Here is a 26,471-nt window from a genome sequence, read left to right on the forward strand (position 1 = left end):
TCCGTCGGCCACACCACCGCCACGAACACTATCAATAATGTTGCACAGCAACATAATTCGAGTTCGCAGGAAACGCCACCCGGCTAGGGGTTCATGCGGTAGGCGCCGGCCAGCGAGCGGGCCTCGGTGAGCACCCGGTCGAAGCGCACGTCGTCGACGACGGGCCGACGGACCAGGTCGAGCGCGCGGCGCTGCTGGGCGGGCGTCGCGGTGGGCTTGTTGTGCAGCGTCACCGCGTTCGCGGAGAAGGTGCGCACGAAGCCGTCGAAGATCTGGTCGAGCACCGAGGCGTCGGTGCCGTCGATGCGCGCCTGTTCCAGGATCAGCTGAGCGTAGGGCACCGCGGTGAACAACTCGCCGAGGGCGAACAGGAAGTCGACATCCTGGCGCTGCGCGGCCGTCGGCCCCGCCGCGGCCAGCAGGCCCTGCAGCGCGCGCACCTGCTCCAGGAACACCGCCACGTTCGGCACGTCGCGGAAGCCCTCGAAGACCGGCCGCCAGTCGGCGAAGCGGATCCGGCCGAGGCCACTGCTCGGACCCTGGCGGAACAGGAACTCGTCGTCGGCGGGGTCGCGCCGGGTCGGCACCGGAGCGTAGCCGGCACTGGCGAATTCGGCGCGCAGCGGCTTCACCACCGCGCCGAGTCGCGGCGCGAGCTTGCGGCTCGACCAGCTCAGCGCGTTGGTCACCGCCCGCGCGGCACCGGCGGGAGCCACCGCGGCGCCGGGAATCGATTGCAGCGCGGCCAGTCCCGCGTCGGCCGGGTGGAACATGTAGTTGGCCATGAACTTCAGCGACAGCGCCATGTTCACGTGCACGGTGCCCTCGAGCCGCGGCAGGCCGAACATGGCCGTCATCGCGACCGGGAAGTACATGTCGTTCTCGAAACCGCGCGCGGCGATGACGTCGGCGAGATCCTCGATGACGCGCTGCCCCTGCCGGGTCACCGACATCTTCTCGATGGCGTTGAACAGCAGGTAGCGACGATCCTGCGGCGAGGCCGAGCGCATGTAGTCGATCGCACGCTCGCTGTAGAGCTTCATCGCGACGATGCGCGCGTAGGAGTCGGCGATCAGCGAGCGCACCTGCGGAAACTCGGTCACCCTGTGCCCGAACAGGATCCGGTTCTCGGCGTGATCGATCGCCTCGTAGAAGGAGTGCTCACAGGCGCCGATGGCGCCGAAGCCGAGGTTGAACTTGCCGACGTTGACGGTGTTCATCGCCGCGTGGAAGGCGTCCTCACCACGATGCAGGATGTCGGCCTCGGCGACCGGGTAGTTGTCCAGCTCGAAGGCCGCGACGTAGATCTGGCTGTTGACCACGTTGCGCCGCAGCTTGTAGGCCGGGTGCTGACTGTCGGCGACGAAGAACAGATACCCCTCGTAATCCGCTTCGGTCGGCTTGGCGGTCAGCGCCTCGGCGCTGTCGATGATCGGCTTGTCGGAACGGCGGCCGAACACCGAGACCATCGAAGCCAGGTTGCCGTTGCCGATGTAGTGCTTGGCGCCGGTGGCCGAGTACCCCCCGTCGGGCTGCGGGTCGACGATCATGTCGGTGGAGTACACGTCGGCGCCGTGCTCCTTCTCCGAGAGCCCGAAGGCGAAGATCTCCCCGGAGTCGAGCTGGGCGGCCGCCTTCTTCTTGGCCGCGGCGTTGCCGCTCTGCCAGATCGGCCCGAGGCCCAGGATGGTGACCTGCCAGACGTACCAGTAGGTCATGCCGTAGAAGCCGAAGATCTGGCTGAGCACGGCGTTGCGGCCGGTGTCCCAGCGCTTGTTCGGGTCGCCGTCGGCCTCGGCGGCCGGGGTCAGGAACGTCGCGAACAGGCGCTCGCGCTTGACGAAGTCCACGAAGTCCGCGGGCCAGACCTGTTCCTTGTCGTCCTGGAGCAGCCGGACCTTGCCGCGGGCCTCGAACCAGTCGACGACCGCGTGCAGCAGCCTGCGGGTCTCCGGGTCGAACTGGGCGAAATCGCAGCTCTTCGGGTTGAACAGGACCTGGGGCATCGTCGGCTCCTCGTGCGGGCGTCTAGCGTTGTCGGACGCTTCATTCATGAATGTAGCATTTATCTACACATGTGTAGGAAGCTGTCGGCGATTGCTATCGTGGTGCGATGGGTAGCGAGTCGGCCGTGCGGCGGCGAGAACGGGCGGCACATCTGGGTCCGGAGCGGCGGCGCCCCCAGGTCCTCGACGCCGCGCTGGCGATCGCGGCCGAGCAGGGTATCGCCGCGGTGACCATGGGGGCGATCGCCGAGCACATGGGCGTGACCAGGCCGGTCGTCTACGCCTGCTTCCCGGATCGGGTCCAGCTGATCGACGCGCTGATCGAGCGCGAGGAGGCCTTCCTCGTCTCCGGCGTGCTCGACGTCCTGCCACCGCGCGCGACCGACGCCGACGAGACGGTCTTCGTCGAGGGCTATCGCGCGCTGCTGCACAAGGTGGCGAGCAGGCCCGCCGCGTGGCGACTGCTGTACGGCAATCCCGATCCCGCGGTCGCCGCGTCCTTCGGCCGGGGCCGGACCCTGGCGATCGCGCGCTGCACCGAATTGCTGCGCCCGACGCTGCACGCCTGGGGCACCGTCGATGCCGAGCACAAGCTGCCCGCCCTGGTGGAGCTGTGGGTCTCGGCCGGCGAGGGCGCGGTGCGGACCCTGTTCACCAGCGGATCCGGCTGGGCGCCCGACGAACTCGGGGCCTTCGTCGGCGCGGCCGTCTACCGGGCCATGCGCGCCGCCTGAGCCTCCGCCCGTTCCCGCTCGGCGACCTCGGCCGCCAGCCAGGTGCCCATCATGCGGGCGGTCATCGCGATGGCGTCGGCCCGCTCCGCCGCGGTGACCTCGACCGCGGCGGCGCGCACGACGGCGGCGAACCCGGTGTTGATGAAGACGAAGGCCACCGTGTCGAGGTAGCCGTCGTCGGCGGGACCGAGCCCCTGGATCAGCACGACCTTGACGATCAGCCGCAGCCGCTGTTCGAACTGCGGCAGTCCGGTGCTGTAGAACTGCACGCCGCCGATCAGGGCCCGCAACAGCGCGGAATTCGCGACGAGGATGTCGCTGAAGATCCCGAGGATCTCACCGACCACGCGCGTGCAGTACTCGGCCGAGGCCTCGCTTACCGAGTCCGAGAACTCGAAAGCCCGGGCGGTGAAGCCGTGTTCGAGATCGGCCAGCAGGCGATCGAGCAGCTCGTCGACGATGACCGAGCGGTCCGCGAAGTACCGGTACAGGGTACCGATGCTGACCCCCGCTTCGGCCGCGATGCGATTGGTCGAGGTCTGCGCGACACCGTGCGAGCCGAACAATTCCGCGGCGGTGTCGAGAATGTGATCCCGAGTCTCTTTCGCGCGATCCTGGGAGGGCTGGCGGCGCGGCTGGCTCGGCTGCTTCCGCCGGCGGGTTGCTTTGGGCGGCATTCACTGACCTCCACATTTCACGCCCGGGACCTGAAGCGCTCCCCAGAATAGGAGAACCGTCCACCGCACGGCGGCCGCTCCGGCTGTTCCACGTGACAGATCGGCCGGGCCGCCATGGTGAATTCGTCCAACTCCCTGTGACGTTTCCCTCCCGCGACAGCCCGCGCCCTAGTGTCTGGACGGTGTTGGAACAGACCACCGACGGCAGCGAGGCCGGGTTCGATTTCGACGTGCTGATCGTCGGCTCCGGGTTCGGCGGCAGCGTCACCGCGCTGCGACTGGTCGAGAAGGGCTACCGGGTCGGGATCGTCGAGGCGGGCCGCCGGTTCGCCGACTCGGACTTCGCCGCGACGAACTGGGACCTGCGCCGCTACCTGTGGGCCCCGCGCCTCGGCTGTTTCGGCATCCAGCGCGTGCACCGCCTGCGCGACTGTTTCATCCTGGCCGGCGCCGGAGTCGGCGGCGGTTCGCTCAACTACGCCAACACCCTCTACAAGCCGGGACCCGCGTTCTTCGGTGACCGGCAGTGGGCCGACATCACCGACTGGGACGCCGAACTCAGCCCGCACTACGACCAGGCCCGCCGGATGCTCGGTGTGGTCACCAATCCGCATCTCACCCCCGCCGACACCGTCATCCGGGAGGTGGCCGAGGAGATGGGCGTCGGCGACACCGTCGTGCCGACGCCGGTCGGCGTCTATTTCGGCGAGCCGGGCCGCACCGTCGCCGACCCCTACTTCGGCGGGGTCGGCCCCGCCCGCACCGGCTGCGTCGCCTGCGGCGAGTGCATGACCGGCTGCCGCCACGGCGCGAAGAACACCCTGGTCAAGAACTATCTCGGGCTCGCGGAGCAGGCGGGCGCGCAGGTACTTCCGCTGACCACTGTCGAAGCGATCCGGCCGCAGGCCGATGGCAGCTGGCGCGTCGACACCCACCGCACCGGCGCCTGGATCCGCAAGAACCGCACCACCGTGTCGGCTCGGCAGGTGGTCCTGGCGGCCGGCACCTGGGGTACCCAGAACCTGCTGTTCCGCATGCGCGACAAAGCTGTGCTGCCCGGTCTGTCGGACCGGCTCGGGGTGCTGACCCGCACCAACTCCGAGGCCATCCTCGGCGCGGGCCGGACCACCATCGACCCGGAGCGCGATCTCACCGCGGGCGTGGCGATCACCTCCTCGTTCCATCCGACCCCGGACACCCACGTCGAGCCGGTGCGCTACGGCAAGGGCTCCAACGCGATGGGGCTGCTGCAGACCTATCTCGTCGACGGCGGTCACCGCACGCCACGGTGGGCCCGGGTCCTGCTCACCGCCGCGCGGCATCCGGTGCTGACCCCGCGGCTGCTGCGCACCGGCCGATGGAGTGAGCGCACGCTGATCCTGCTGGTGATGCAGAGCCTGGACAACTCGATCACCACCTACACCCGGCGCGGCCTGTTCGGCCGCCGCTTCACCTCCAAACAGGGCTACGGCGAACCGAATCCGTCCTGGATTCCGGCCGGCCACGAGGCCACCCGCCGGGTCGCCGACAAACTCGGCGCGACCGCGGGCAGCACCTGGCCCGACGTGTTCGGCGTTCCGGTCACGGCGCATTTCCTCGGCGGCTGTGTGATCGGAACGGACGCGGACACCGGTGTCATCGATCCGTTCCACCGCGTGCACGGTTATCCCACGCTGAGCATCGTCGACGGGTCGGCCATCTCGGCCAATCTCGGTGTCAATCCCTCGCTCACGATCGCCGCGCAGGCCGAACGCGCGGCGTCGCTGTGGCCCAACAACGGCGAGCCCGACCCGCGCCCACCGATGGGCGTGCCCTACCGGCGGATCGCCCCGGTGGCGCCCGCTCGTCCGGTGGTGCCCGCCACTGCCGCTGCCGCGCTGCGCCTGCCGATCTGGCCGGCGCGCTGAATAGCAGCTCCCAGCAACACATTTCGATAGTCCGACACGGCACTGCTAGGGTGTCCGGGATCGCCGGACAGCGCAGGGCAACGAGCTCGGGCAGGAACCGAGTTCGCCCTTGTTCGTCTCGAAGGGTGCAGCGGTACAACCACTTCGGACAATGAGCAGCGGCGACGCGGCTCGCCGGAGAGACCGGCGGGATGCCGGCCACATGGGCTCTTCGGTCGGTGACGACAAAGGAACCGATGACTCCGACAATCGCGGTGCTCTTGTTCTGCCTTGCCACTCTGGTGCTCCTGGGAGCGGTGACGGTCGCGGTCCTGGCGCTGCGGAACGAACGCCGTGTCCGCCACCGCCTGGACGCGGCCGAACGCGAGCTCTACGCCCACGAGGAGGCGATGACGCGGCTGGCCGAGCTCACCCTGCCGCGCATCACCGACGAGATCCGCCGGCACACCGATCCGGTCGTCACCGCGGAAGTCCCGGCGCTGCTCCAGGATTCCCCGTTCGCGCAGAAGCTGGCCAGGATCGCGGTCACCCATGCCGCCGACCTGCGCCAGCTCCGCCAGGACACCACCACGGCCGTGGAACTGGCCGCCGAGGAGCGTGCCACGGCGCGGGTCGAGGCGGCGGAGGCGGCTGCGCGGGCACAGGTGGCGGCCGACGCCAGGGCAGCGACCAACAGCGCGGTCCGCGCGTTCGGCACCACCGTGGTCAGCCTCGGCGCCGATGTCGGCCAGGTGGTCAGCAACGCGTTGCGGGAGAACCGCAACGACGAGGTCTACGCGATCCTGAGCCGGATCGACCACACCGTGCAGCAGATGATCCGGCAGGCGCAGTCCTACGTCATCGTCTCCGGCGGCCTGCCCGGCAGGCGCTGGCCGCAGCAGACCGTCGACGAGGTGATCGGCGGCGCGACCAGCCGCGTGCGCGACTACCTGCGGATCCGGGCCGGCCACTGCGATCAGGTGATCGTCAGCCGGGCCGTCGAACCGCTCGTCCACACCGTGGCCACACTGCTCGACAACGCGCTGCGCTACTCACCGCCCTCGTCGTTCGTCGACATCACCTTCCAGGAGGGCCACCACGGCGTCACGCTGATCATCGACGACGCGGGCGTGCGGATGAGCCAGGAGCAGATGGAGGAGGCGCGTCAGGTGCTCTCCGGCGAGCGCGTGGTCGACATCAACTCGCTGGGTCCCTCGCCCCGGGTCGGGTTCCCGGGCGTCGCCGCGCTGGCGCGGCGCTACGGCTTCGCGGCCTATGTCGACGGACCGAACATCTACGGCGGCACGCGGGCGATGGTCTTCATCCCGGCGGCCCTGCTCGTCGCCGCCGAGCCCGAGCCGCGCCCGATCGAGGCCGAACCCGTCGCGCGCGAGCAGGTCGCGATCACCGCCGAGGCCGAGTCGACCGGCAGGCACCGGCCCACGGCGGCACTGCCCGCCGCGCCGGCGCCGGACGACCTCGCCGACAGCCGGACCACCGGCGGGCTCCCCAAACGCAGGCGCAGGGACGTCGCCCCACCCGACGACCGCGCGAACGTCGCCGACACCCCGGGCAGGCCGGAACTCGCCGCCGCCTGGCACAGCGGTTCCCGACACGGCCGCGCCGCGGCCGCGCAATCGACGGAAGGGCAGGACATCCGATGAGCACTCCCCTCGCAGACAGCACCAACCGGCTCGCCTGGTTACTCGACGATCTCGAGCTCGACGGTGTGCGCTTCGCGGTGCTGCTGTCCGATGACGGACTGCGCCTGGCCCATTCCGCCGGCATCACCCGCGACGAGGCCGAGCGATTCGCGGCCGCCGCGTCGGGGCTGCGGTCACTGGGCAAGGCGCTCGGCGAGTTCTGCGGCACGGCCGGGAATCCCGTGCGCCAGAACATGACCGAGTACGAGGAAGGCATGGTGCTGATCACCGCGGGTGGCGCGGGTACCCTGCTCGGGGTCGCGACGACCAGCGACGTCGACCTCGCCCTGGTCGCGCACCGGATGAACGAACTGGCGGCACGGGTCGGGCGCGAGCTGGGGACGGCACCGCGGCGCAACGATCGGTCTCCCGCGTGACGGCCGACCCGACCCCCCTGCGCGTGCCATCGAGAGGAGAACACGCCGTGCCGCTCGACCTTCCGCTCGACCTCGATCCCACCCGCTGCCCGGTGTCACCGGACTCGCGGGACGGCCAGGATCGCGTGCCGTTGTACTCCCCGGAATTCGCCGCCGACCCGCAGAGCGCCTATCGCGCCATGCGGCATCGCTACGGGTCGCTGGTGCCGGTCGACCTGGTGCCCGGAGTCCCGGCCACCCTCGTGATCGGATATCGCACGGCGGTCCAGATCCTCAACGATCCCGACCATTTCCCGGCCGATCCGCGGATGTGGCAGCGCGACATCCCCGTGGACTGCCCGGTGTATCCGATGATGCGGTACCGCCCCAACGCGATTCGCACCAGCGGGGCCGAACACGTCCGGTATCGGCAGGTGACCGTGGCCGGTCTGGCCGGCGTCGACCTGTACCGGCTGCATCGCACCGTGGAGCAGATCGCGATGCCGGTGATCAACGGCTTCTGCTCCGACGGCACGGCGGATCTGCTGAGCCAGTATGCCTTTCCGGTGATCTTCGCGACGATCAACGCCATGCTCGGCGTGCCCGAGGAGATCGGCGGGCGGGTCGCCACCGGCATGGCGCAGATGTTCGAGGGCGGTGACACCGCGGTGCGCGGCGCGCAGATGCTCGAGGACGCGCTCTACGACCTGGTCCGGCTCAAGCAGGCCACCCCGGGCGACGACATCACCACCCGGCTCGTGCAGCACCCGCAGCAGCTCAACGACGAAGAGCTGATGAACCAGCTGCTGACGATGTACGGCGCGGGCATCGAGCCGATGCTCAACCTGGTGCTCAACACGATCCGGCTGATGCTCACCGATCACCGCTTCGCGGGCAGCCTGTTGGGCGGCAGCCTGTCCACCCGCGACGCGCTCGACGAAGTGCTCTACACCGATCCGCCGATGGCCAACTTCTGCACCACCTACCCGCGCCAGCCGATCCTGGTCGACGACGTGTGGCTGCCCGCCCATCAGCCGGTGGTGATCAGCATGGCCGCCTGCAACAACGATCCCTCGATCGGCAGCGGCGACTTCCTGGACAACCGGGCGCATCTGGCGTGGAGCACGGGCCCGCACGGCTGCCCGGCCAAGTCCCCCGCCTACCTGATCGCGCAGGAGGCGATCGATCAGCTGCTCGACGCGCTGCCCGAGCTGGAACTGGCGGTACCGGAGGCCGAATTGGTCTGGCGGCCCGGGCCTTTCCACCGCGCGCTGGCGGCACTGCCGGTGCGGTTCCCGAGGACGCCACCGCTCGCGGCGCCGACGCGATGAGCGTGGTCCCTGCTCGGCCGGCCGAGCAGGGACCCCTCGGGGCTACTCGCCGTGCACGCGCACCGGCAGGTGCCGGTGCCCGTTGGAGATGAAGCTGGGCACGGTGCCGAGTTCCTCGACCGGCGCTGCCAGGCTCATCGCCGGGAAGCGGTCGAACAGCGCGGGCAGCGAGACCAGTGCCTCGAGCCGAGCCAGCGGCGCGCCGAGGCAGTGATGCACGCCGTAGCCGAAGGCCATGTGGGACTTGTCGGGCCGGGTCGGATCGAACTCGTCGGCGGTCGCGCCGTGCCGCTTCGGGTCACGGCCCGCGCCGGCGTAGCTCGCCAGGATCGCCTCGCCCTGGCCGATGTGGACGCCGTCGATGTCGATGTCGGACACCGCGAACCGCAGCGGCAGGTGCGCGACCGGCGACTCGTAGCGCAGCGTCTCCTCCACGACGTCGGCCCAGGTGATCGCGCCCGCCCGGACCTCGGCGAGCACCGCGGGCCGGGTGAGCAGGGCGGTGATCGCCTGGTCGAGGAGGTTGACGGTGGTCTCGTGTCCGGCCGAGATGACCAGCAGCAGGGTGCCGATCAGTTCTTCCTCGGTGAGCGCGCCGCCCTCGTCCTCGTCGCGCTGGGAGATGAGCACGCTGGTCATGTCGTCGCCGGGGTGCTCGCGCCGGAAGGCCACCAGCTCACCCAGAATCCGGTACATCTCGAGATAGTTGGCCTGCGACTGTTCCGGGGTGAGGGTGGTGTCGAAGATGCCGTCGACGCACGTGCGCAGGCCCGGGTTCAGCGCCTCGGGCACGCCCATCAGCTCCGAGATCACCTGGATCGGCAGCGGATAGGCGAAGTGCTCCCGCAGATCGACGACCTCGCCGCGCGGGGTCGCGGCCAGCTGGTCGAGCAGATCGGTGGTGATCCGCTCGACCTGTTCCCGCATGGCCTCGGTGCGGCGGGCGGTGAACGCGGGCGCCACCAGGCGGCGCAGCCTGCGATGGTCGGCGCCGTAGGCGGTGAACATGTTCGCCACGGCCACCCACAGATACAGAGGCCAGTCGGCCGGGATCTCGCCGGCGACGAACGGCGGCCAGTGCTGCCCGGCGTCCTTGGAGACCCGTGCATCGGTGAGCAGCTTCTCCAGCAGCGCGACATCGGTGACCGACCACGCCTGCACCCCGCCGGGCAGCTCGACCAGCGTGGCCCGACCCTGCTCCCGGATGCGCGCGATCTCGCCCTGGATGTCCTCTCCCGTTGTATCGATTACCAACCGACTCGTCACCGATTCCACCATGAACCTCTCGATCACCGGTGTTTCCCGGACCCCAATGCAGGCGATCGCATCGAAACATACTGCTGGACTGAATCTTCCGATTCGGTTAGCGATGCTACCGGTCAGCGTGTCAGGTCGCAGGGACTCGGGGACAGCGGCATCGAGGCGACCGCCGACCGGTCGCGCACGTAGGCAAAGACATTCGCGGACCCTCCGGCGTCCTCCGCTGCGGGCAGACAGGCCCGCAGCCGGTCCAGCGCCGCGTCGAGGCGGTCGTCGGGGCCGTGCTCGGCCAGCAGCACGACGATCGCCTCCCAGGTGCGCCACCCGGGCTCGGGATCGGCCAGCAACTCGTCCAGATAGCGGTCCGGCTCGAGCAACCGCAGCGCCCGGCGCGCGTACACGTGCACCCGCCGGGGCAGGTCGGCGCGCAACGCCTCGATATCGGACGGGCGCACCTGCTGTCCGTCGACCGCGGGATCGACACGCAGCGACCACGGTTCGGTGAATTCGGCCGGTATGCTCCGCGCGTCGACGAGGCCCGGCCCGGTCGCGTCCGCCAGCATCGTGTGCGCGCGACCCGCCCGCTCATGGCACCAGTTGCCGAACTCCCACCACGCGGTCGGTGTGGCACTCACCTCCAGCCCGAAGCGGACCTCCTGCTGTCCGTCCGTCCAGCTCCGCTGGACCCGGCCGCGGCCGACCGACGCCACCCCACCCGCCGCCACCCGCACCCATCTGGCATCCGATCCATGGAAACCGTACGGCTGCAGCAGCTTTCCCACATCCCGCGTCAACCGGCGCAACGCCGAGTCCAGTCCGACCATCCCGGCAGGGTATCCACACCCACCGACAACCCCCCGTGGTCGTCGACGGCTAGGAGGCCTCCTCGACGAGGCCGGTGACGTCCTGGGCGCTCTCGATGCGCAGGGTGAAGCGGAAACCGCACGAGGATTCCAGCGAGGCGGTCCGGCGGTCGCCGCCGGGCGCGCTGCGGACGTCGATGCCGACGTCGAGATCCTCGAGGCCGACGTGGAAGCGCTCGGCCAGCCAGAATTCGGTGTGCCAGGCCGTCTGCCCGGCGAGGACGTCGCCGGCGCCGGCGTGGAAGTCGGTGCGGCGCACACAGATCGGGGTGTAGCCGTCGGCGTCGGCGGGGAGGTAGAGGACGACCGGTCCGTGCATGGCGGTCAGCAGTTGCAGCACGTGGCGGGCGTCCTCGGTCGTCTCGATCGCGCGGTGACGGTGGCTCGCGGCACGTACGCGCGGATGCCGTTCACGGCGTCCGGACCCGGCTTGGTAAGGCATGGTGCGCTCCTCGGAGAATCTCGGTTGTCGGGGTCGCCAGACACTATGGGTGGGCAAGGTTGGTCCAGGGTTGGTGCCGATCGAATCTTGCGAAGCCGCGACCCGCCGGTGGAATCCCTCGCGACACGCGGCGTTGACATCGATATGACCCCGACACTCGAGTCGACTCGCCTCTCGATCCTGGATCGTTCCCGCGTCCGGCGCGGGCAGTCCCACGCCGACGCGCTGCGCGAGACCGTCGAGTTCGCCCAGCTCGCCGAGCAGTGGGGATTCCACCGGTTCTGGGTCGCCGAACATCACAGCGTGCCCGGTGTCGCGGGTACCGCCCCGACCGTGCTGGCCGCGGCGGTCGCGGCGGCGACCGACCGGATCCGGGTCGGGACCGGCGGGGTCATGCTGCCCAACCACCAGCCGTTGGTCGTCGCCGAGCAGTTCGGTGTGCTGCAGTCCCTGTTCCCCGGGCGGGTGGACATGGGTCTGGGCCGGTCGGTGGGATTCACCGACGGCGTCCGCCGGGCATTGGCCCACGACCGCGCCGATGCCGAGGATTTCGATGCCGACCTGGTCGAACTGCTCGACTACTTCGGCGCGGGCCGTGCCGGCGTGCACGCCGTGGCGGCGGAGGGCACCCACCTGCCGACCTTCCTGCTGGCGACGAGTTCGGGCGCCGAGCGCGCGGCCCGGTTCGGGCTGCCGCTGGTCATCGCGCAGGTCGGGGGCAGGGCGGCCATGGTGCGGGCGATCGATCGCTACCGGGCCGAGTTCCGGCCGTCGGCGTGGGCCGAGCAGCCGTATGTGATCGTCTCGGCAACGGTCATGATCGCCGACTCGGCGGCGCAGGCACACCGACTCCTGCTCCCGGAGGCGTGGTCGAGCGCGTATTCGCGCACCCGCGGGGAATTCCCCGCCCTCGTCTCTCCCGAGGAGGTCGATGCCACGACGATGACCGCCCGGCAGCGCGACCTGTTCGAGCGGGCGCTCGAGGACCAGATCCACGGTGCCGAGACGGAGGTCGCGGACGCATTGGGGCACTTGATTACCCAGTCGGGCGCCGATGAAATCCTCGTACACACCAGTACTTTCGATCGCGCGGCACGGCTGGATTCGCATCGACGCCTGGCGCGCCTGGCCGGATTGCGCTCCCCGGCCCACTGACTCAGCCCACCGCGGCCTCGGTCCGGGCCCTGGCCAGGATCTCCTCGACGGTCTTCGCGGTGTCTGTTCGCAGGTGTGGCGCCAGAGCCCGAGCCGGGGCGTGTGACAGCGCCGACCGTCGTCGAGGTTCCACCTTCGACGGCGCCCCGGGGCCGCGATGTCGTTCGCGCGGGACCTTTTCCTTTCGCGACAAACTTCACGGCGACCATTGTGCCCCGGCGACAAAAGGTGTGGCCCCGGCGATACATTCCATCCGGAGTTCCTTCGTGAGGTCCCTCACTCCGAAGCCTCGGCAATCCGGCATCCGCCTTGGCCGAGAGATCGCGAAGCAGCGATAGCCACCCACTGCCCGTACGCCGTAAATGAATGCATCACCCCTGCACAGCCTCGCTTTTCCGGCGATAGCCACATATCCAGCACTTCCGGTCACACGTAGGCTCGTCGATGGTTGTTCCTCGAATACCGGGCCCTCAGATCGTTTCCGGGCGAACGCAATAACTCAGGTAGGGTTCCGTCCCACCGACGGTCGGAAATGATCCCAGGCGCACTTACAGACGTTGGAGGAGTTCACGTGTTGCATTCACGTTTCGAGTCGATCGGCGCATATCTTCCGTCGAATATCGTGTCCACCGCGGAATTGATTTCCCGTTTGAAAGTTCCGCCCTCGTTCGACCTGGAGCGGATCACCGGGATCAAGGAACGCCGGGTGCGCGACACCGCGCCCGACCGCATACAGGACTCGTTCGCACTGGCGATGAACGCCGCGCAGGACTGTCTGACCAGGTCCCGCTACGCCCCGGGCGAATTGGACGTGATCATCTCCTGTTCGATCACCCGCAGCAACCAGGGCACCCGGATGTACATGGAGCCCTCGTTCGCCTCGACGATCGCGCAAGCGCTGGGCGCCGACTCCGCGATCACCTTCGACGTGTCCAACGCTTGCGCCGGAATGCTCACCGGCACCTACATTCTCGACCGGATGATCCGGGCCGGCGTGGTGCGCAACGGCATGGTCGTCAGCGGTGAGTCGATCACCCCGATCGCCGACACCGCCGTGAACGAGATCTCCGAGAAGTACGACCTGCAGTTCGCGTCGCTGTCGGTGGGCGACTCGGGGTGCGCGGTCGTGCTCGACCAGGCCGTCGACGAGGCCGACATGATCCACTACGTCGAATTGTTCACCGCGTCCGAGCATTCCCACCTGTGCCTGGGCATGCCCAGCGACAAGTCGGCCGGCGTCGCGCTCTACACCGACAACCGCAAGATGCACAACGAGGCCCGGTTCATGCTGTGGCCGGACGCGCAGGGCACCTACCTCGAGCAGCGCGGACGCACCTTCGCCGACGAGAAGTTCGACTACATCATCCATCACCAGTTCGGCGCGGCCGCCGTGCCGTACATCAACGGTGTCGCCGCCCGCGAGTTCGGCACCCCGATGCCGCCGGATCTGAACGTGATCGAGAAGTACGGAAACACCTCGACCACCTCGCATTTCATCGTGCTGCACGACCAGCTGTCCGAGCAGAGCATCGAGGCCGGGTCGAAACTCCTCATGGTTCCGGCCGCCTCCGGCGTCGTCGCCGGCTTCCTGTCCACCACCATCTCTTCGCTGAAGGTCTGAGGTTCGTCATGGGCGTGCGTATCCGAGCCACCGGCGCCAGCAAGGCCGCCGACACACACAGCATCGTCGAGCACAGCGGGCGCGCCGCGCGGCAATGCCTGCAGCGCGCCGAGATCCGGCCCGACCAGGTGGGCGTGCTGATCAACACCGGCATCTTCCGTGACTCCAACACGGTGGAACCCGCGGTCTCCGCGCTGATCCAGAAGGCGGCGGGCATCGGCCTCGACTACACCAGAGACGATCCGCGGACCTTCTCCTTCGACCTGATGAACGGCGCCGTCGGCGTGCTCGACGCCGTCCGGGTCGCCGGGTCGGTGCTGGCGACCGGCAGCACCGAGCACGTGCTGATCGTCGCGGGCGACACCCATCCGTCGCTCACCCGCGGCACCGCCGACGCCGCGTTCCCCTACGCGACCGCCGGCGCCGCGCTGCTGCTCGAACAGGTCGAGGGGCCGGAGGGGTTCGGGCCCGTGCACTCCGCGCGCTCGACAGGCAGTCCCGCCGAGGTCGCCTACGTCGACACCGCGACCATGGGCACGACCGGCCGCAGCCTGATGACCGTGGAACGCGACCCCGATTTCGAGGACCGGATCCTGGCCGTCGCGGACCAAGCGGCCCGCGCCGCCCTCGCCACGGCCGAGATCGACCCGGCCGGGCTGGTCTTGATCGCCTCGACGCCGACTCCGCACTTCCCGAAGCGGCTCGCCGACGCGCTCGGCATCGACCAGGACGCGGTGCGCACCCCCGACCTGACCGACGGCGACCCGCACACCGCCGCGCTGCCGCTGGCCTACGACCGCGCGGTCGCCGAGCGCTCGCTGACCGGCCGCACCCACGTGCTGTTCGTCGCGGCGGGCGCCGGTCCGGCCGCGGCCGCCACCGTGTACCGACTACCCGCGGAGACCACCGCGTGAGGACGGCGACCTACTGGCGGACCATCGACGACTTCCGGCGCTTCGCGCAGGCGGAACCGGACCGGGCCGCGGTGATCTACCCCGACGGGCAGACCGCCGCGGGTCTGCCCGACTACCGGCGGATCACCTACCAGGAGCTGGACCAGTGGTCGGACGCGATCGCCGAGCAGCTCCTGCGGTCCGGCGTCGGCAGTGGGACCAGGACCATCGTGCTGGTGCTGCCCAGCGCGGAGCTGTACGCGATCCTGTTCGCGCTGTTGAAGATCGGCGCGGTGCCGGTGGTGATCGATCCGGGTATGGGCGTGCGCCGGATGGTGCACTGCCTGCGCGCGGTCGAGGCCGAGGCGTTCATCGGCATTCCGCCCGCGCATGCCCTGCGGGTGCTGTTCCCACGCAGCTTCCGTCGCGTGCGCACCACGCTGACGGTGGGACGCCGCTGGTTCTGGGGCGGCCCGACGTTGCGGGCCTGGGGCCGCAGGCCCTCGGGCACGTTGCCCGAGCGGGTGCCCGCCGCACCCGAGGACGTGCTGATCATCGGATTCACCACCGGCAGTACGGGTCCGGCCAAGGCGGTGGAGCTGACGCACGGCAATCTGGCCGCGATGGTCGAGCAGGTGCACGCCGCCCGCGGGCACACCCCGCCGGAGACCTCGCTGATCACCCTGCCGCTGGTCGGTGTGCTCGATCTGCTGCTCGGCGCGCGCTGCGTGCTGCCGCCGCTGATCCCGAGCAAGGTCGGGTCGACCGATCCGGCGCACGTGGTGGACGCGATCGAACGTTTCGACGTCCGAACCATGTTCGCCTCCCCCGCCCTGCTCATTCCGCTGCTCGAACATCTGCGCGCGCATCCGGCCGAACTGAGCACCCTGTCGAGCGTGTTCTCCGGCGGTGCGCCGGTCCCGGACTGGTGCGTCGCGGGGCTGCGTGAGGTGCTGAGCCCCGACGCCGAGATCTACGCGGGCTACGGCTCGACCGAGGCGCTGCCGATGTCGACCATCGAATCCAGGGAACTGCTCGATGGTCTGGTCGAGCGCGCCCACCAGGGCGACGGCACCTGTATCGGCCGCGCGGCCGATCGGGTCGAGGTGCGGCTGCTTGCGATCACCGACGACCCGGTGCCGAACTGGGACGCGGCGGCGTCGCCCGCGGGGGCGCGCGCGGTGGGCGAGATCGTCGTGACCGGCCCGAATGTCAGCACCCGCTACTACTGGCCCGCGGCGGCCAACGCGGCGGGCAAGATCGCCGACGGTGATCGCACCTGGCATCGCACCGGCGACCTGGGCTGGATCGACGAGCAGGGCCGGATCTGGTTCTGCGGACGCAAGAGTCAGCGCGTCGAGACCGCGCGGGGACCGATGTTCACCGTGCAGGTCGAGCAGGTCTTCAACGTGGTGCCCGGCGTCGCGCGGACCGCGCTCGTCGGCCTCGGCACGCGGGGGGTTCAGCGGCCGGTGCTGTGCGTGGAGCTCGAACCGGGCGCCGATCCGGCGGCGACGCTGACCCGATTGCGCACCCGCGCCGTCGAATTCGAGGTCACCGCGCCGGTCACCGAATTCCTCGTCCATCCCCGCTTCCCGGTCGACATCCGGCACAACGCGAAGATCGGCCGCGAGGAACTCGCGCGGTGGGCGGCGAAGAAACTGGAGGCACGACGATGAAGGTTCTGGTCACCGGCGCGTCCGGGTTCCTCGGCGGCGCGCTCGTGCGCGCGCTGGTCGCCGACGGCGTCCACGACGTGTCGATCCTGGTGCGGCCCACCAGCGTGCTCGACGACCTCGGGTCCGCGCGGGACCGGGTCGCCGTCGTCTACGGCGACCTCGCCGATCCGGCGTCGCTGGCGGCCGCCACCTCAGGCATGGACGTCGTGGTGCACAGCGCGGCCAGAGTCGACGAACGCGGCACCAGGGCCCGCTTCTGGGCGGAGAACGTGGCCGCCACCGAGACACTGCTCGACGCGGCCCGCGACAGCGGCGCGTCCCGATTCGTCTTCGTGTCGAGTCCGAGCGCGCTCATGGACCGGGACGGCGGCGATCAGGTCGACGTCGACGAATCACTGCCCTATCCACACCGCTACCTGAACTTCTACTCCGAGACCAAGGCCGCCGCCGAGCGGACCGTGCTCGCCGCGAACACCGACACCTTCACCACCGTCGCCCTGCGTCCACGGGCGATCTGGGGCGCGGGCGATCGTTCGGGGCCGATCGTGCGGCTGCTCGGCCGGACCGCGACCGGGTCGCTGCCCGATCTGTCCTACGGCCGCACGATCGAAGCCTCGCTGTGTCACGTGGACAACATCGTGCACGCGTGCCGGCTCGCGCTCACGGCGCAATCCGTCGGCGGCAAGGCGTATTTCGTCGCCGACGCCGAGAAGACCGACGTGTGGGCGTTCCTCGGCGCGGTCGCCTCCCGGCTGGGCTACGCACCGCCGTCGCGCAGACCGAATCGCCGTGTTCTCACCGCCGTCGTGGCCGCCGTCGAGACCGTGTGGCGGATTCCCGCCGTGGCGCAGCGCTGGTCGCCGCCGCTGTCGCGCTACGCCGTCGCGCTGATGACGCGCAGCGCCACCTACGACACCGGCGCCGCCCGCCGCGATCTCGGCTATGCGCCGGTCACCGATCGCGATACCGGACTGACCGAATTCCTCACCTGGCTCGACGCCGCGGGCGGCATCGAGACTCTCACCAGGGACCTGCGGTAGTCACCGCACGACCGACCCACCGGAGGCAATCATGAACGGCAGCAGCACCTTCCGCCGCCCGATTTCGACGACCGAGCGCATGTACTTCCCCATGCGCGACCTCGCGCCGCCGTTTCTCATGCAGCTGGTCGTCCCCGGCGACGGCGATCTCGACCCTGACCGGCTGCGCCGCGCGGTCGCCGTGGCCGCCACAGTGACCCCCGGCGCACGATTGGTGCGTCGCGGCGCCGAGTGGGTCGACGCGGGCATCGCGCCCGCCGTCCGGGTGGTGCCGGGTCACGTGCTGCACGAGACCACGCTCGAGGCCGATCCGGTGCTCGCCAGCCCGATCGGACCGACGCCGGAAACCACCGTCGAGGTGCTGCTGCTGACGGGCGCGCCGGTGACGCTGGTCTTCCGGGTCTTCCACGGCGTGATGGACGGCATGGGCATGGTGCTGTGGGTGACCAATGTCCTGCGCGCGCTGCGCGGGCAGGACCCGATCCCCCAGCTCGACCCGGTGGCCGATCAGGAGCTCGTGGACCGGGTCGGGGCGCCCGGCAAGCCCGCCGCGATGGTGCCGCGCTATCGCAGCGCGACGGGCCGGGCCAGGCAGCGCCGTGGCGTCGCCCGGCATCTGTTGCGGCACCGGCGCATCGACGCGGCGGGCCCCGGTGCGCTGGCCAGGGTCTGCGCGCTGCTGGCCGCCGAGACACCGGGGACCTCGCGCATCATGATGCCGGTGGACCTGCGCAGGCACGACCCGGCGCTGCGCTCGACCGCCAATCTGGCCCTGCCGCTGTTCCTCGACATCGAGTCCGGACGCGACTGGACGTGGGTCAAGGAGCAGATCAAGACCGGTCTGCGCGAACGGCGCGAACTGAACCAGCTGGCGAACACCCGCATCACCCTGGTGCCCGACCCGGTCAATCGCGGTGTCCTGCACACGACGAACTGGCTCGGCGCCCGCTGGGGCCGGAATCTGGCCTCGGCCACCGTGTCCCACATGGGCCGCTTCACCGCCGACGAGCTCGCCGTGCCAGGTTTCCGGCCGACGGGGCTGTACGTGCTGCCCCAGCACAGCGTCGCGATGCCGCTGCTGTTCGGGCTCACCGAATTCGACGGCCACACCGATCTGACGGTGTCGGCGCGCAACGGCGACGGCGTCGAGGCCCGGCTCGAGGCGCTGCTCGACCGGATCGTGGCGATGCTCGAGACCGAACTGGCCGCGCGTCCCTCGGTGGACCGGCCGCTGTGACGGCGCTGGTTCGCCTGGTCATCGCCCGGCCGCGCGCGGTGCTGGCGGTGATCGTGGCGGTCGTCGGGTTGTGCGCGGCCTTCGGCGCCGATGTCACCCAGCGGCTCAGCGCGGGTGGGTTCGCCGATCAGGGCAGTGAGTCGGCGCTGGTCGATCGGGCGGTCACCGAGCATTTCGGACCGCAGAGTCCCGACGTGATCGCGCTCTACACCGTGCCCGCGGGCCGCACCGTCGACGAGATCGGCCCGCAGATCACCGCGGCGCTGGACCGAATCGATCCGGCCCTGCTCGCGCGACCGGCGCAGAGCTACTGGAACACCGCCGCGCCGCTGCGGAACTTCCTGATCTCGCCGGATCGCCGGCAGGCCGTGGCGGCGGTGTTCACCGCCGGTGACGACACCGCGCGCATCGCCGCCTATCCCGCGATCGCCGACGCGCTGCGCGTGCCCGGCGTCGACACCCGGCTCTCCGGCTACAGCGCGCTCAATTCCGAGATCGTCGCGCGCTCGCAGCGCGATCTCGTGGTGGCGGAGTCGATTTCGCTGCCGCTGACACTGCTGATCCTGGTGCTGGTCTTCGGTGGACTGCTCGCCGGCGCGCTGCCCGTGCTGGTGGGGGCGCTCGCGGTAGCCGGGTCCCTGGGGGTGATCCGGCTGCTCACCGAGACCACGGAGGTCACCACCTTCGCGGTGAACATCGCCTCGCTGCTCGGCCTCGGCATGGCCATCGACTACGGCCTGTTCCTGGTCAACCGGTTTCGCGAGGAATACGCCGAGAGCCGGGACGTGCCAGCGGCCATCGCCCGCACCTACGCGACCGCCGGGCGCACCGTCGCCCTGTCGGCGCTGCTGCTGATGTGTGCGTTCGCGGGCACTTTTGTGTTCCCGCAGCCGGTGCTGCGATCGCTGGGCATCGGCTCCATCGCGGCGGTGGCCCTGGCCGCCGGACTCTCGTCGACCGTCCTGCCCGCCCTGCTGGCGCTGTTCGGCACCCGCATCGGACGAGCGAGGTCGACCACCCGCACCGAGCACTTCTGGACCAGGGTGGTCGACGCCGTGCTGCGCAGGCCCGGGGTCGTCACGGTCGTCGTCGGCGCGATCCTGCTCGCCCTGGCCGCACCGCTGACCGGCATCCGGCTCGGCGATATCGACCATCGCGCCCTGCCACCCGACAGCGAGATGCGCCGCACGGTAGAAGAGCTCACTACGACCTTCCCGGCCGCCGCGAGTGGCGCGACCGTGCTGATCCACGGGCTCGACGGTCCACCGCAGACGGCCGCGATCACCGCGGTGCTCACCGATGTCGACGCGATCGCGGGCGTGCGCGATGTGGTGCAGGTGGGGCGCGCCGACGATGTCGTCGTCCTGCACGCCTTCCTCACCGCCGCCGACCGCAGCGAGGACGCCACCGCCGCCGTCCAGGCCATCCGGGCACTGGCCCCACCGCCGGGAACGACGCTGGCTGTGGGCGGCGACACCGCCGCGACCGTGGACACGGTCGACTCGACGGTGCGGCGCATGCCGCTCATGATCGCGGTGATGGTGCTGGCCACCATGGTGCTGCTCACCGTCGCGTTCCGCTCGATCATGTTGCCGCTCAAAGCCGTCGCGATGGCGTTCCTCAGCCTGGCCGCCACCTTCGGCGTGCTGACGATGATCTTCTACCACGGGCATCTCGCGGGTCCGCTCGGCATCACCGCCGGGCCGATCCCGGCGGGCATGCTGGTGCTGATCATCGCGGTCGTGTTCGGGTTGTCGACCGACTACGAGGTGTTCCTGCTCTCCCGCATGGCCGAGGCGCACCGCGCGGGCGCCGACACCACCACCGCCGTGCGGGTCGGCACGGTCAAGACCGCGCGCGTCATCACCGCCGCCGCCGTCCTGCTCGTCCTCGTCACCGGTGCGTTCGCCCTCTCCCCGTTGACTCCCATGCGCTTCCTCGGCCTCGGCATGATCATCGCCCTGGTCCTGGACGCCACGCTGGTCCGCATGCTGCTCGTCCCCGCCCTCGTACGGTTGATGGGAGAAGCCAACTGGTGGCTGCCCTGGCGGCCGCGGCTGGTCCGGATGCGCACCGGCAGGTCTCGGAGAGCACCATGGACCCGGCAGCCCGACTCCCGAACGAAGGACGACGCCGATGATCGTGACAACCCGCGAGAGGTGGCAGTCGGCCGGTGACCGGCTGCGGATCGGCGCGGAGGTAGTCCACGCCGAGGACGACGAGGCCGCACTGCGCGTTGCCGACGACCTGCCCGCGACGGCCCAGGTGCTGGCGTTGACCACGCCCGAGCTCGGCACGACCGTCGAGAGTGTGCCGGTCGACGCCGTCGAGGAGGTCCGGTGGATGCGACGCGGACCGGACGGACGCCACACCCAGGTGCTGCGGCAGCCGTCGACGGCGGCGACACTGGACCTGCGACCGCATCCCGAAGGCGGCTGGTATCGCGAGACCTGGCGCAGCGAGCACACTTTCACGCCCGACGGTTATCCGGGCACGCGGGCCGCGGCGACCGGGATCCTGTTCCTGCTGCCGCCCGGCGAACAGTCGATCTGGCATGCGGTGCGTTCCGCCGAGGTGTGGTTGTGGCATCGGGGCGGGCCGCTCGAGCTCGATCTGGGTGGTGACGGCGATCGGCCGGGTACCGCGACGACGGTGACGCTGGGGCCGTTGATCGAAGCCGGTCAGCGCGTGCAGTACGTGGTTCCGGCGGGCCACTGGCAGGCCGCGCGGCCCGCCGGCGGTGAGGAGGTCCTGGTGAGCTGCCTGGTCGCGCCGGGCTTCGACTTCGCGGACTTCCGCAGCTGAGGATCTACTCCGTCAGCAGTTGCGGGAGGTGGTCGAGGGTGTCGATGACGTGGATGCCGTCGCGGATCACGGTGCCGGAGCGAATGTTCGCGCGATCGAGCCAGCAGGAGCGCAGGCCCGCCTCGTGGGCGCCGACGGCATCGACGAGGTACTTGTCGCCGACGAACGCGACCTCGCGCGGTGCGAGCCCGAGCAGCGCGCAGCCGGCGAGGAAGATGCTGGGTTCCGGCTTCGCCGCACCGTGTTCCTCGCTGCACACCACCCGGTCACCGAAGTAGTCCAGCAGCCCGACGGCCGCGAGCTTGCGCCGCTGCTGGGGCACCGCGGCGTTCGAGACGATGCCGAGGCGATACCCGGGCGCGAGGTGCCGCAAGACCGGCTCCGCGTCCGGGAACGCCGACCAGGCGGCCCGGCGACGCGCCGCGTATCCGGTGAACCAGGCGGCCGCCTCCGGGTCGGGCACCGCCGACGGCGCGACGCCGCGCAGACGGGAGACGAACGTGCGAGCGCGGGAGAGCTGCTGCTGGGCAAACGTGAGCTCACCGACGACGAAGCGGTGGTATTCGACCTCGGTGATCTCCCGCCACAGCGTCACCGCCGCCGCGGGATCGGCGAAACGGTCGAGCAGTCCGTCCGCCCGCAGGTGCGCGAGGAGACCGGCCGCTTCCGAGGACGAGTAGTCGAACAGGGTGTCGTCGACGTCGAAGAGCACACCTCGGATCGGCACGGACATCCCTTTCTCGGTTCCGACGCTCCCCCGGCGTCGCCTCCCTCGAGCATCGCACACGCCGATCGCGACGACAGTGCCGTCTCCGCTGCCGTCGCCGCGCCCGCGATCCCGGCCGCCGCCGCGCCGCCGTCCGCTAGGTGAAGGCGTAGTCGGTGAGAGCGAAATGACCGCTGCGCCAAGCGGCTTCGAGGGTGGAGGCGGGACGCAGGGGCACGTCGCCGTGTTTGTCGAAGTAATAGCTGTTGGCGGTGGCGCAGCTGTCCTGCCAGAACACCTGCCCGCCGCGGCGGGCGAGCATCTCCCGGAAGTAGCGGTCGTTGGCCTCCTCGGTGACCTCGATGCGCTCGGCATCGGTGCTGCGGGCGTGATGCAGACAGCGCAGGATGTGACGGGTCTGGTTCTCGATCAGGGTGAAGTAGGACGCGCCGTTGTAGCCGTAGGGACCGATGATGGAGAAGAAGTTCGGGAAGCCGGGGACGCTGACGCCCTCGTAGGCCTGCAAGCGGTTCTCGTCCCACCAGGTCTCCAGATCGCGGCCACCGACGCCGTGCAGGTCATAGGTCGGCATGTTGCCCGACTCCATCACCTTGAACCCGGTGGCCAGGATCAGCACGTCGGCGCGGTGTTCGGCGCCCGCCTCGGTGCGCACGCCGGTGGGCGTGATCGCGCTGATCGCCGTGGTCTCCAGGGTCACGTTCGACCGGTTGAAGGTCGACAGATAGTCGTTGGAGAAGCTGGGCCGCTTGCAGCCGAGCGCGTACTTCGGGGTCAGCGCCTCGCGGACCGCCGGGTCCTTCACCTGGCGGCGCAGATGGGCAAGCCCCGCGCGTTCCCCGATCGCGGCGGTCGGCAGGGACCGGTGGTAGTGGGCGGCGAGGGGAAAGGTGAATTCGACATAGGTCTGACTCACCAACCGCGTCAGGGTGCGTCCGCCCGGCACTTTCAGCGCCAAGCGCGCGGGCAGCGGCAGCGGCATGTCGGGTCGGGGCAGACACCAGATCGGCGTGCGCTGGAACACCGTCAGCTGCGCGACCTCCGGCGCTATCTCGGGAATCACCTGTACGGCCGAGGCGCCGGTGCCGATGATCGCGACCCGCTTGCCGCGCAGATCCTGGCGGTGATCCCAGCGCGAGGTGTGCATGGTGATACCGGCGAAGTCCTCGATGCCGGGGATGTCGGGCAGTTTGGGCCGGGTGAGCACGCCGGTCGCGCTGATCACGAACCGCGCCGTCAGATCGGCGCCGTCGGCGGTGTGCAGCACCCAGCGCCGACCCTTCTCGTCGAAGTCGGCCCCGGTGACGGTGGTGCCGAAGCGGATTCGGGGCCGCAGGTCGTATTTGTCCACGCACGACTCGGCGTAGGCCTTGAGTTCGCGGCCCGGCGCGTAGACCCGCGACCAGTCGGTGCGCTGCTCGAACGAGAACTGGTAGCTGAACGACGGGATATCCACGGCGACACCGGGATAGGTGTTCCAATGCCAGGTTCCCCCGACGCCGTCGGCTTCGTCGACGATGAGGAAGTCCTCGAATCCGGCGTTGCGCAGTGCGATCGCGGCGCCGATCCCGGAAAATCCGGCGCCGACGATGACGATCTCGTGGTCGATCCCGGTGGTGCTCATGCGATCTCCTTCGTCTCGCCGGCGAATTCGGGCGAGTAGTGGGTGCGGCCGCGACGGGCGAGGGTGCGGATCACGTGTCCGGTGTCCTCGGCGTAGACGATGGTGTCGACCCGGTGCTCGATCCCGTCGACCGTGCGCAGGCCCAGCGGGACCAGGCGCGCGATCGGCCAGGTCACCAGGGAGCAGTGTGGTTGCCGCAGTGTGCGGTAGTAGCCGTTGTGCACGGCGACCCCGGCATCCTCGTCCGGGGTGAGCCGGTGCCGCAGCCACGAATCCCGCACCTGGACACGCAGATTGATCCGCGCGCCCAGGCGGACCACCGGCTCGGGCAGCCGGCGCAGGATCGCGCCGGGCAGCGGCGCGCGCGGCACGATCCACACCGCGTCGGTCTGGAACACCGTCACCCGCGCGGCCTCGGCGGCGATGCCGGGCAGCAGGCGCGCGGCCGCGGCCCCGCTGCCGACGATCGCCACCCGCCTGCCGCTGAACTCGTGGCGCGGGACGAAGCTCGTGTGATGGAGCTGGCGGCCGGTGAAGGTCTCGGCGAAACGAAGCGCGGTCATTTCGCCACCGGTTCGTAGGTGAGTTCGTCGGACCAGGCCGGCCTGCGGCCCAGCACCCGGATCGGGAACCGGTCGATACAGGCGTTGGACACATCCGCCAGCAGCTGGAACGGCTGTCGCCGGTGAATCGTGGCCTTCCCGTGGGTCTTCACCACGTGATAGAGCGGCACCCGGCGGATGGCGGGGCTGCGTTCGCCGACGTTCTCGTAGCGGCGCACCGCCTGCCACAGCTTCTCCTCGTCGAGGCCCAGTGCGATGATGTTGGTCGACATCCGCGACAGCAGCGGCGCGTACAGCAGCGCGCCGAGCACGAACGACGGACGCACCGCGAAACCGGCCGTCTCGATGGCGATCCGGCGGAGGGGCCCGGCGCCGAGCTGTTCGAGCACCTGGAAACCGACGGCCAGGTGCCGGGACTCGTCGTTGTTGATGTGGCGGAAGACCTCGTGGCACACCGGGTCGTCGACCTCGTCCAGCAGGAATTTCACCAGCGCGCCGTCCAGCGCCGTCTCCAGCGAGGGGATGACGGTGCCGAGCACCGGCAGGCTCAGCTGATCGGCGTAGCGGTCGAGCCAGCTGATCACGAGGCGGATGTTCTTGTTGGGCACCGGCATCTCGTCGCCGTCGAGCATTCCCCACCGGCGCATCAGCGCGAGTTCGGCGTTGGCGTGTTTCTGTTCCTCGGCGTGGAAGTAGCGGTAGATCTCGCGCAGCGGGCCCGGCGGCGCCTGGTGCACGAGGGCGGCGAAACCGCGCGCGCCGACGTGTTCGATCCACACCAGATCGGCCATGAAGGTGGCCAGCCGGGGGCGTTGCTCGTCGGTGATGGTGTCGGCACCCGGTGCGTCCCAGTCGATGTCGGCCAGCGCCCACTGCTTGGCGCGCACGGTGGCGAGCATATCGGGATAGGCGAACGTCATTGTTCGATCTCCTTCGGTGATGGATCAGCGCACGACCCGCTCCAGCAGGCCGGCCGAACGGGTGTAGGTCGCCGGCATCCAGCGTTTGGCCTGCCAGAGCACCTTGGCCTCGAGCTGCGGCACCACGTAGAGCTCGCCGTGGTCGACGGCATCGAGGGTGGCGCGCGCGATGGTCGCCGGTGCGCGACCGGTCCACCGCAGCAGCAGACCGCCCAGGCGCTCGGCGGTCTCGTCCATCGGCGAATCGGCCTGCATGATGTTGGTTTTCACGCCGGTCGGGCACAGCACCGTCACGCCGACGCCGGTGCCTGCCAGCTCCGCCGACAGGGTCTCCGACAGCGCGAGCACGCCCGCCTTGCTGACGTTGTAGGCGGCCATCCGGGGCGCCGCGCCGAACGCGGCCGCCGAGGCGACATTGACGATCGCCCCGCGCCCCGCCGCCCGCAGGATCGGCGCGAAGACATGACAGCCGTGGATCACGCCCCACAGGTTGACGCCGAGGGTGCGCTGCCAATCGTCGAGGGCGAATTCCCCGATCACCGGTCCGCCCGCGCCGATACCCGCGTTGTTGATCACGACCGTCGGCGCGTCGCCGAACCAGTCCTGGGCGGTGGCGGCGAGCCGGGTGACCTCGGCGATCGCGGTGACGTCGCAGGCGGTGCCGATCGCCTTCCCGCCCGCGGCCTCGACGAGTCCCGCGGTCTCGGCCGCGCGGTCGGGATCGAGGTCGGAGCACACGACGCGGCCACCGCGCCTGCCCAGCTCCACGGCGAAGGCCCGCCCGATGCCGCTGCCCGCGCCGGTCACCACGGCATCGGCGCTCGTGGTCCGGCGGCGTCCGCCGAAGGGAAACAGTCGCATGGCAACTCCCGGGTCGACCCGGTACGACTCGAATTGGTGGCATCTGCCACCATTGGCCGCACCTGACACCAATTAGGCTCGCGGCGGAGTA

Annotated in this window: 23 protein-coding genes; 13 read left to right on the plus strand and 10 right to left on the minus strand. The window is 70.1% G+C overall.

All coding sequences use genetic code 11. The annotated features are described in order from the left end of the window. Positions 1-83: 83 nt before the first annotated feature. Positions 84-2,006, minus strand: coding sequence for an acyl-CoA dehydrogenase family protein (locus tag ATM97_RS10980; protein ID WP_218717872.1), 1,923 nt, complete (start codon positions 2,004-2,006; stop codon positions 84-86). A gap of 107 nt (positions 2,007-2,113) precedes the next feature. Here ATM97_RS10980 and ATM97_RS10985 point away from each other — a divergent pair, with 107 nt between their 5' ends. Beyond that, complete coding sequence (locus tag ATM97_RS10985) at positions 2,114-2,740, plus strand: TetR/AcrR family transcriptional regulator (RefSeq protein WP_218717873.1); 627 nt, start codon at positions 2,114-2,116, stop codon at positions 2,738-2,740. Here ATM97_RS10985 and ATM97_RS10990 read toward each other — a convergent pair. Next, the gene (locus ATM97_RS10990) at positions 2,716-3,417 is read right to left on the minus strand and encodes a TetR/AcrR family transcriptional regulator (RefSeq protein ID WP_218717874.1); all 702 of its coding nucleotides are present in this window, start codon (positions 3,415-3,417) and stop codon (positions 2,716-2,718) included. The two genes, ATM97_RS10985 and ATM97_RS10990, sit on opposite strands and share 25 nt — an antisense overlap. Positions 3,418-3,599: 182 nt before the next feature. Between ATM97_RS10990 and ATM97_RS10995 the strand changes: the two genes are divergently transcribed. The 4 genes from ATM97_RS10995 (at position 3,600) to ATM97_RS11010 (ending at position 8,693) form a co-directional block, all read left to right on the plus strand. Next, positions 3,600-5,324, plus strand: coding sequence for a GMC oxidoreductase (locus tag ATM97_RS10995; protein WP_218717875.1), 1,725 nt, complete (start codon positions 3,600-3,602; stop codon positions 5,322-5,324). Positions 5,325-5,560: 236 nt separating this feature from the next. Continuing rightward, the gene (locus ATM97_RS11000; RefSeq protein ID WP_218717876.1) at positions 5,561-6,967 is read left to right on the plus strand and encodes an ATP-binding protein; all 1,407 of its coding nucleotides are present in this window, start codon (positions 5,561-5,563) and stop codon (positions 6,965-6,967) included. Then, positions 6,964-7,383, plus strand: coding sequence for a roadblock/LC7 domain-containing protein (locus ATM97_RS11005; RefSeq protein ID WP_218717877.1), 420 nt, complete (start codon positions 6,964-6,966; stop codon positions 7,381-7,383). Before ATM97_RS11000 ends, ATM97_RS11005 begins: the two co-directional genes overlap by 4 nt. Positions 7,384-7,430: 47 nt before the next feature. Next, positions 7,431-8,693 (plus strand): cytochrome P450, encoded by a 1,263-nt coding sequence (locus tag ATM97_RS11010; protein ID WP_374104848.1) that lies wholly within the window; start codon positions 7,431-7,433, stop codon positions 8,691-8,693. 42 nt (positions 8,694-8,735) lie between these two features. Here ATM97_RS11010 and ATM97_RS11015 read toward each other — a convergent pair whose 3' ends face one another. The 3 genes from ATM97_RS11015 to ATM97_RS11025 all read right to left on the minus strand — a co-directional run bounded on the left by ATM97_RS11015 (position 8,736) and on the right by ATM97_RS11025 (position 11,258). Then, positions 8,736-9,971 carry a cytochrome P450 gene (locus tag ATM97_RS11015; RefSeq protein WP_218717911.1) on the minus strand — a complete coding sequence of 412 codons (1,236 nt, stop codon included), beginning with the start codon at positions 9,969-9,971 and terminating at the stop codon, positions 8,736-8,738. 101 nt (positions 9,972-10,072) lie between these two features. Continuing rightward, the gene (locus ATM97_RS11020; RefSeq protein WP_218717878.1) at positions 10,073-10,777 is read right to left on the minus strand and encodes a hypothetical protein; all 705 of its coding nucleotides are present in this window, start codon (positions 10,775-10,777) and stop codon (positions 10,073-10,075) included. Positions 10,778-10,826: 49 nt separating this feature from the next. Then, positions 10,827-11,258, minus strand: a complete 432-nt coding sequence (locus ATM97_RS11025; RefSeq protein ID WP_218717879.1) for a DUF779 domain-containing protein — start codon at positions 11,256-11,258, stop codon at positions 10,827-10,829. Positions 11,259-11,402: 144 nt separating this feature from the next. On the opposite strand from ATM97_RS11025, the gene ATM97_RS11030 reads away from it, so the two are divergent. From ATM97_RS11030 to ATM97_RS11065, 8 genes are all read left to right on the plus strand, one after another. Further along, the gene (locus ATM97_RS11030) at positions 11,403-12,413 is read left to right on the plus strand and encodes an LLM class flavin-dependent oxidoreductase (protein WP_218717880.1); all 1,011 of its coding nucleotides are present in this window, start codon (positions 11,403-11,405) and stop codon (positions 12,411-12,413) included. A 571-nt stretch (positions 12,414-12,984) separates the two neighbouring features. Beyond that, positions 12,985-14,034 carry a 3-oxoacyl-[acyl-carrier-protein] synthase III C-terminal domain-containing protein gene (locus tag ATM97_RS11035; protein ID WP_218717881.1) on the plus strand — a complete coding sequence of 350 codons (1,050 nt, stop codon included), beginning with the start codon at positions 12,985-12,987 and terminating at the stop codon, positions 14,032-14,034. Between the two features lie 8 nt (positions 14,035-14,042). Beyond that, the gene (locus ATM97_RS11040; protein ID WP_218717882.1) at positions 14,043-14,948 is read left to right on the plus strand and encodes a hypothetical protein; all 906 of its coding nucleotides are present in this window, start codon (positions 14,043-14,045) and stop codon (positions 14,946-14,948) included. After that, entirely contained in the window at positions 14,945-16,606 is a 1,662-nt protein-coding gene (locus ATM97_RS11045; RefSeq protein WP_218717883.1) for a fatty acid CoA ligase family protein, read from the plus strand. The genes ATM97_RS11040 and ATM97_RS11045 overlap by 4 nt, the downstream gene beginning before the upstream one ends. Further along, complete coding sequence (locus tag ATM97_RS11050; protein WP_218717884.1) at positions 16,603-17,646, plus strand: NAD-dependent epimerase/dehydratase family protein; 1,044 nt, start codon at positions 16,603-16,605, stop codon at positions 17,644-17,646. Before ATM97_RS11045 ends, ATM97_RS11050 begins: the two co-directional genes overlap by 4 nt. 31 nt (positions 17,647-17,677) lie before the next feature. Continuing rightward, the gene (locus tag ATM97_RS11055; protein WP_218717885.1) at positions 17,678-18,883 is read left to right on the plus strand and encodes a peptide synthetase; all 1,206 of its coding nucleotides are present in this window, start codon (positions 17,678-17,680) and stop codon (positions 18,881-18,883) included. Further along, positions 18,880-21,060: an MMPL family transporter gene (locus ATM97_RS11060; RefSeq protein WP_218717886.1), complete on the plus strand. Its 2,181-nt coding sequence runs from the start codon at positions 18,880-18,882 to the stop codon at positions 21,058-21,060. Before ATM97_RS11055 ends, ATM97_RS11060 begins: the two co-directional genes overlap by 4 nt. A gap of 166 nt (positions 21,061-21,226) precedes the next feature. After that, complete coding sequence (locus ATM97_RS11065; protein WP_218717912.1) at positions 21,227-21,688, plus strand: cupin domain-containing protein; 462 nt, start codon at positions 21,227-21,229, stop codon at positions 21,686-21,688. Positions 21,689-21,692: 4 nt separating this feature from the next. On the opposite strand, the gene ATM97_RS11070 is transcribed toward ATM97_RS11065, so the two are convergent. From ATM97_RS11070 to ATM97_RS11090, 5 genes are all read right to left on the minus strand, one after another. Then, positions 21,693-22,421 (minus strand): HAD family hydrolase, encoded by a 729-nt coding sequence (locus ATM97_RS11070; protein ID WP_218717887.1) that lies wholly within the window; start codon positions 22,419-22,421, stop codon positions 21,693-21,695. 130 nt (positions 22,422-22,551) lie between these two features. Continuing rightward, positions 22,552-24,036: an NAD(P)/FAD-dependent oxidoreductase gene (locus ATM97_RS11075; RefSeq protein WP_218717888.1), complete on the minus strand. Its 1,485-nt coding sequence runs from the start codon at positions 24,034-24,036 to the stop codon at positions 22,552-22,554. Beyond that, positions 24,033-24,599, minus strand: coding sequence for an NAD(P)/FAD-dependent oxidoreductase (locus ATM97_RS11080; protein WP_218717889.1), 567 nt, complete (start codon positions 24,597-24,599; stop codon positions 24,033-24,035). Before ATM97_RS11080 ends, ATM97_RS11075 begins: the two co-directional genes overlap by 4 nt. Further along, the gene (locus ATM97_RS11085; protein WP_218717890.1) at positions 24,596-25,519 is read right to left on the minus strand and encodes a ferritin-like domain-containing protein; all 924 of its coding nucleotides are present in this window, start codon (positions 25,517-25,519) and stop codon (positions 24,596-24,598) included. Before ATM97_RS11085 ends, ATM97_RS11080 begins: the two co-directional genes overlap by 4 nt. A gap of 24 nt (positions 25,520-25,543) precedes the next feature. Next, positions 25,544-26,380, minus strand: coding sequence for an SDR family oxidoreductase (locus ATM97_RS11090; protein ID WP_218717891.1), 837 nt, complete (start codon positions 26,378-26,380; stop codon positions 25,544-25,546). Positions 26,381-26,471: the final 91 nt, after the last annotated feature.

Source organism: Nocardia sp. MH4, from assembly GCF_019266065.1.
Lineage (GTDB): Bacteria > Actinomycetota > Actinomycetes > Mycobacteriales > Mycobacteriaceae > Nocardia > Nocardia canadensis.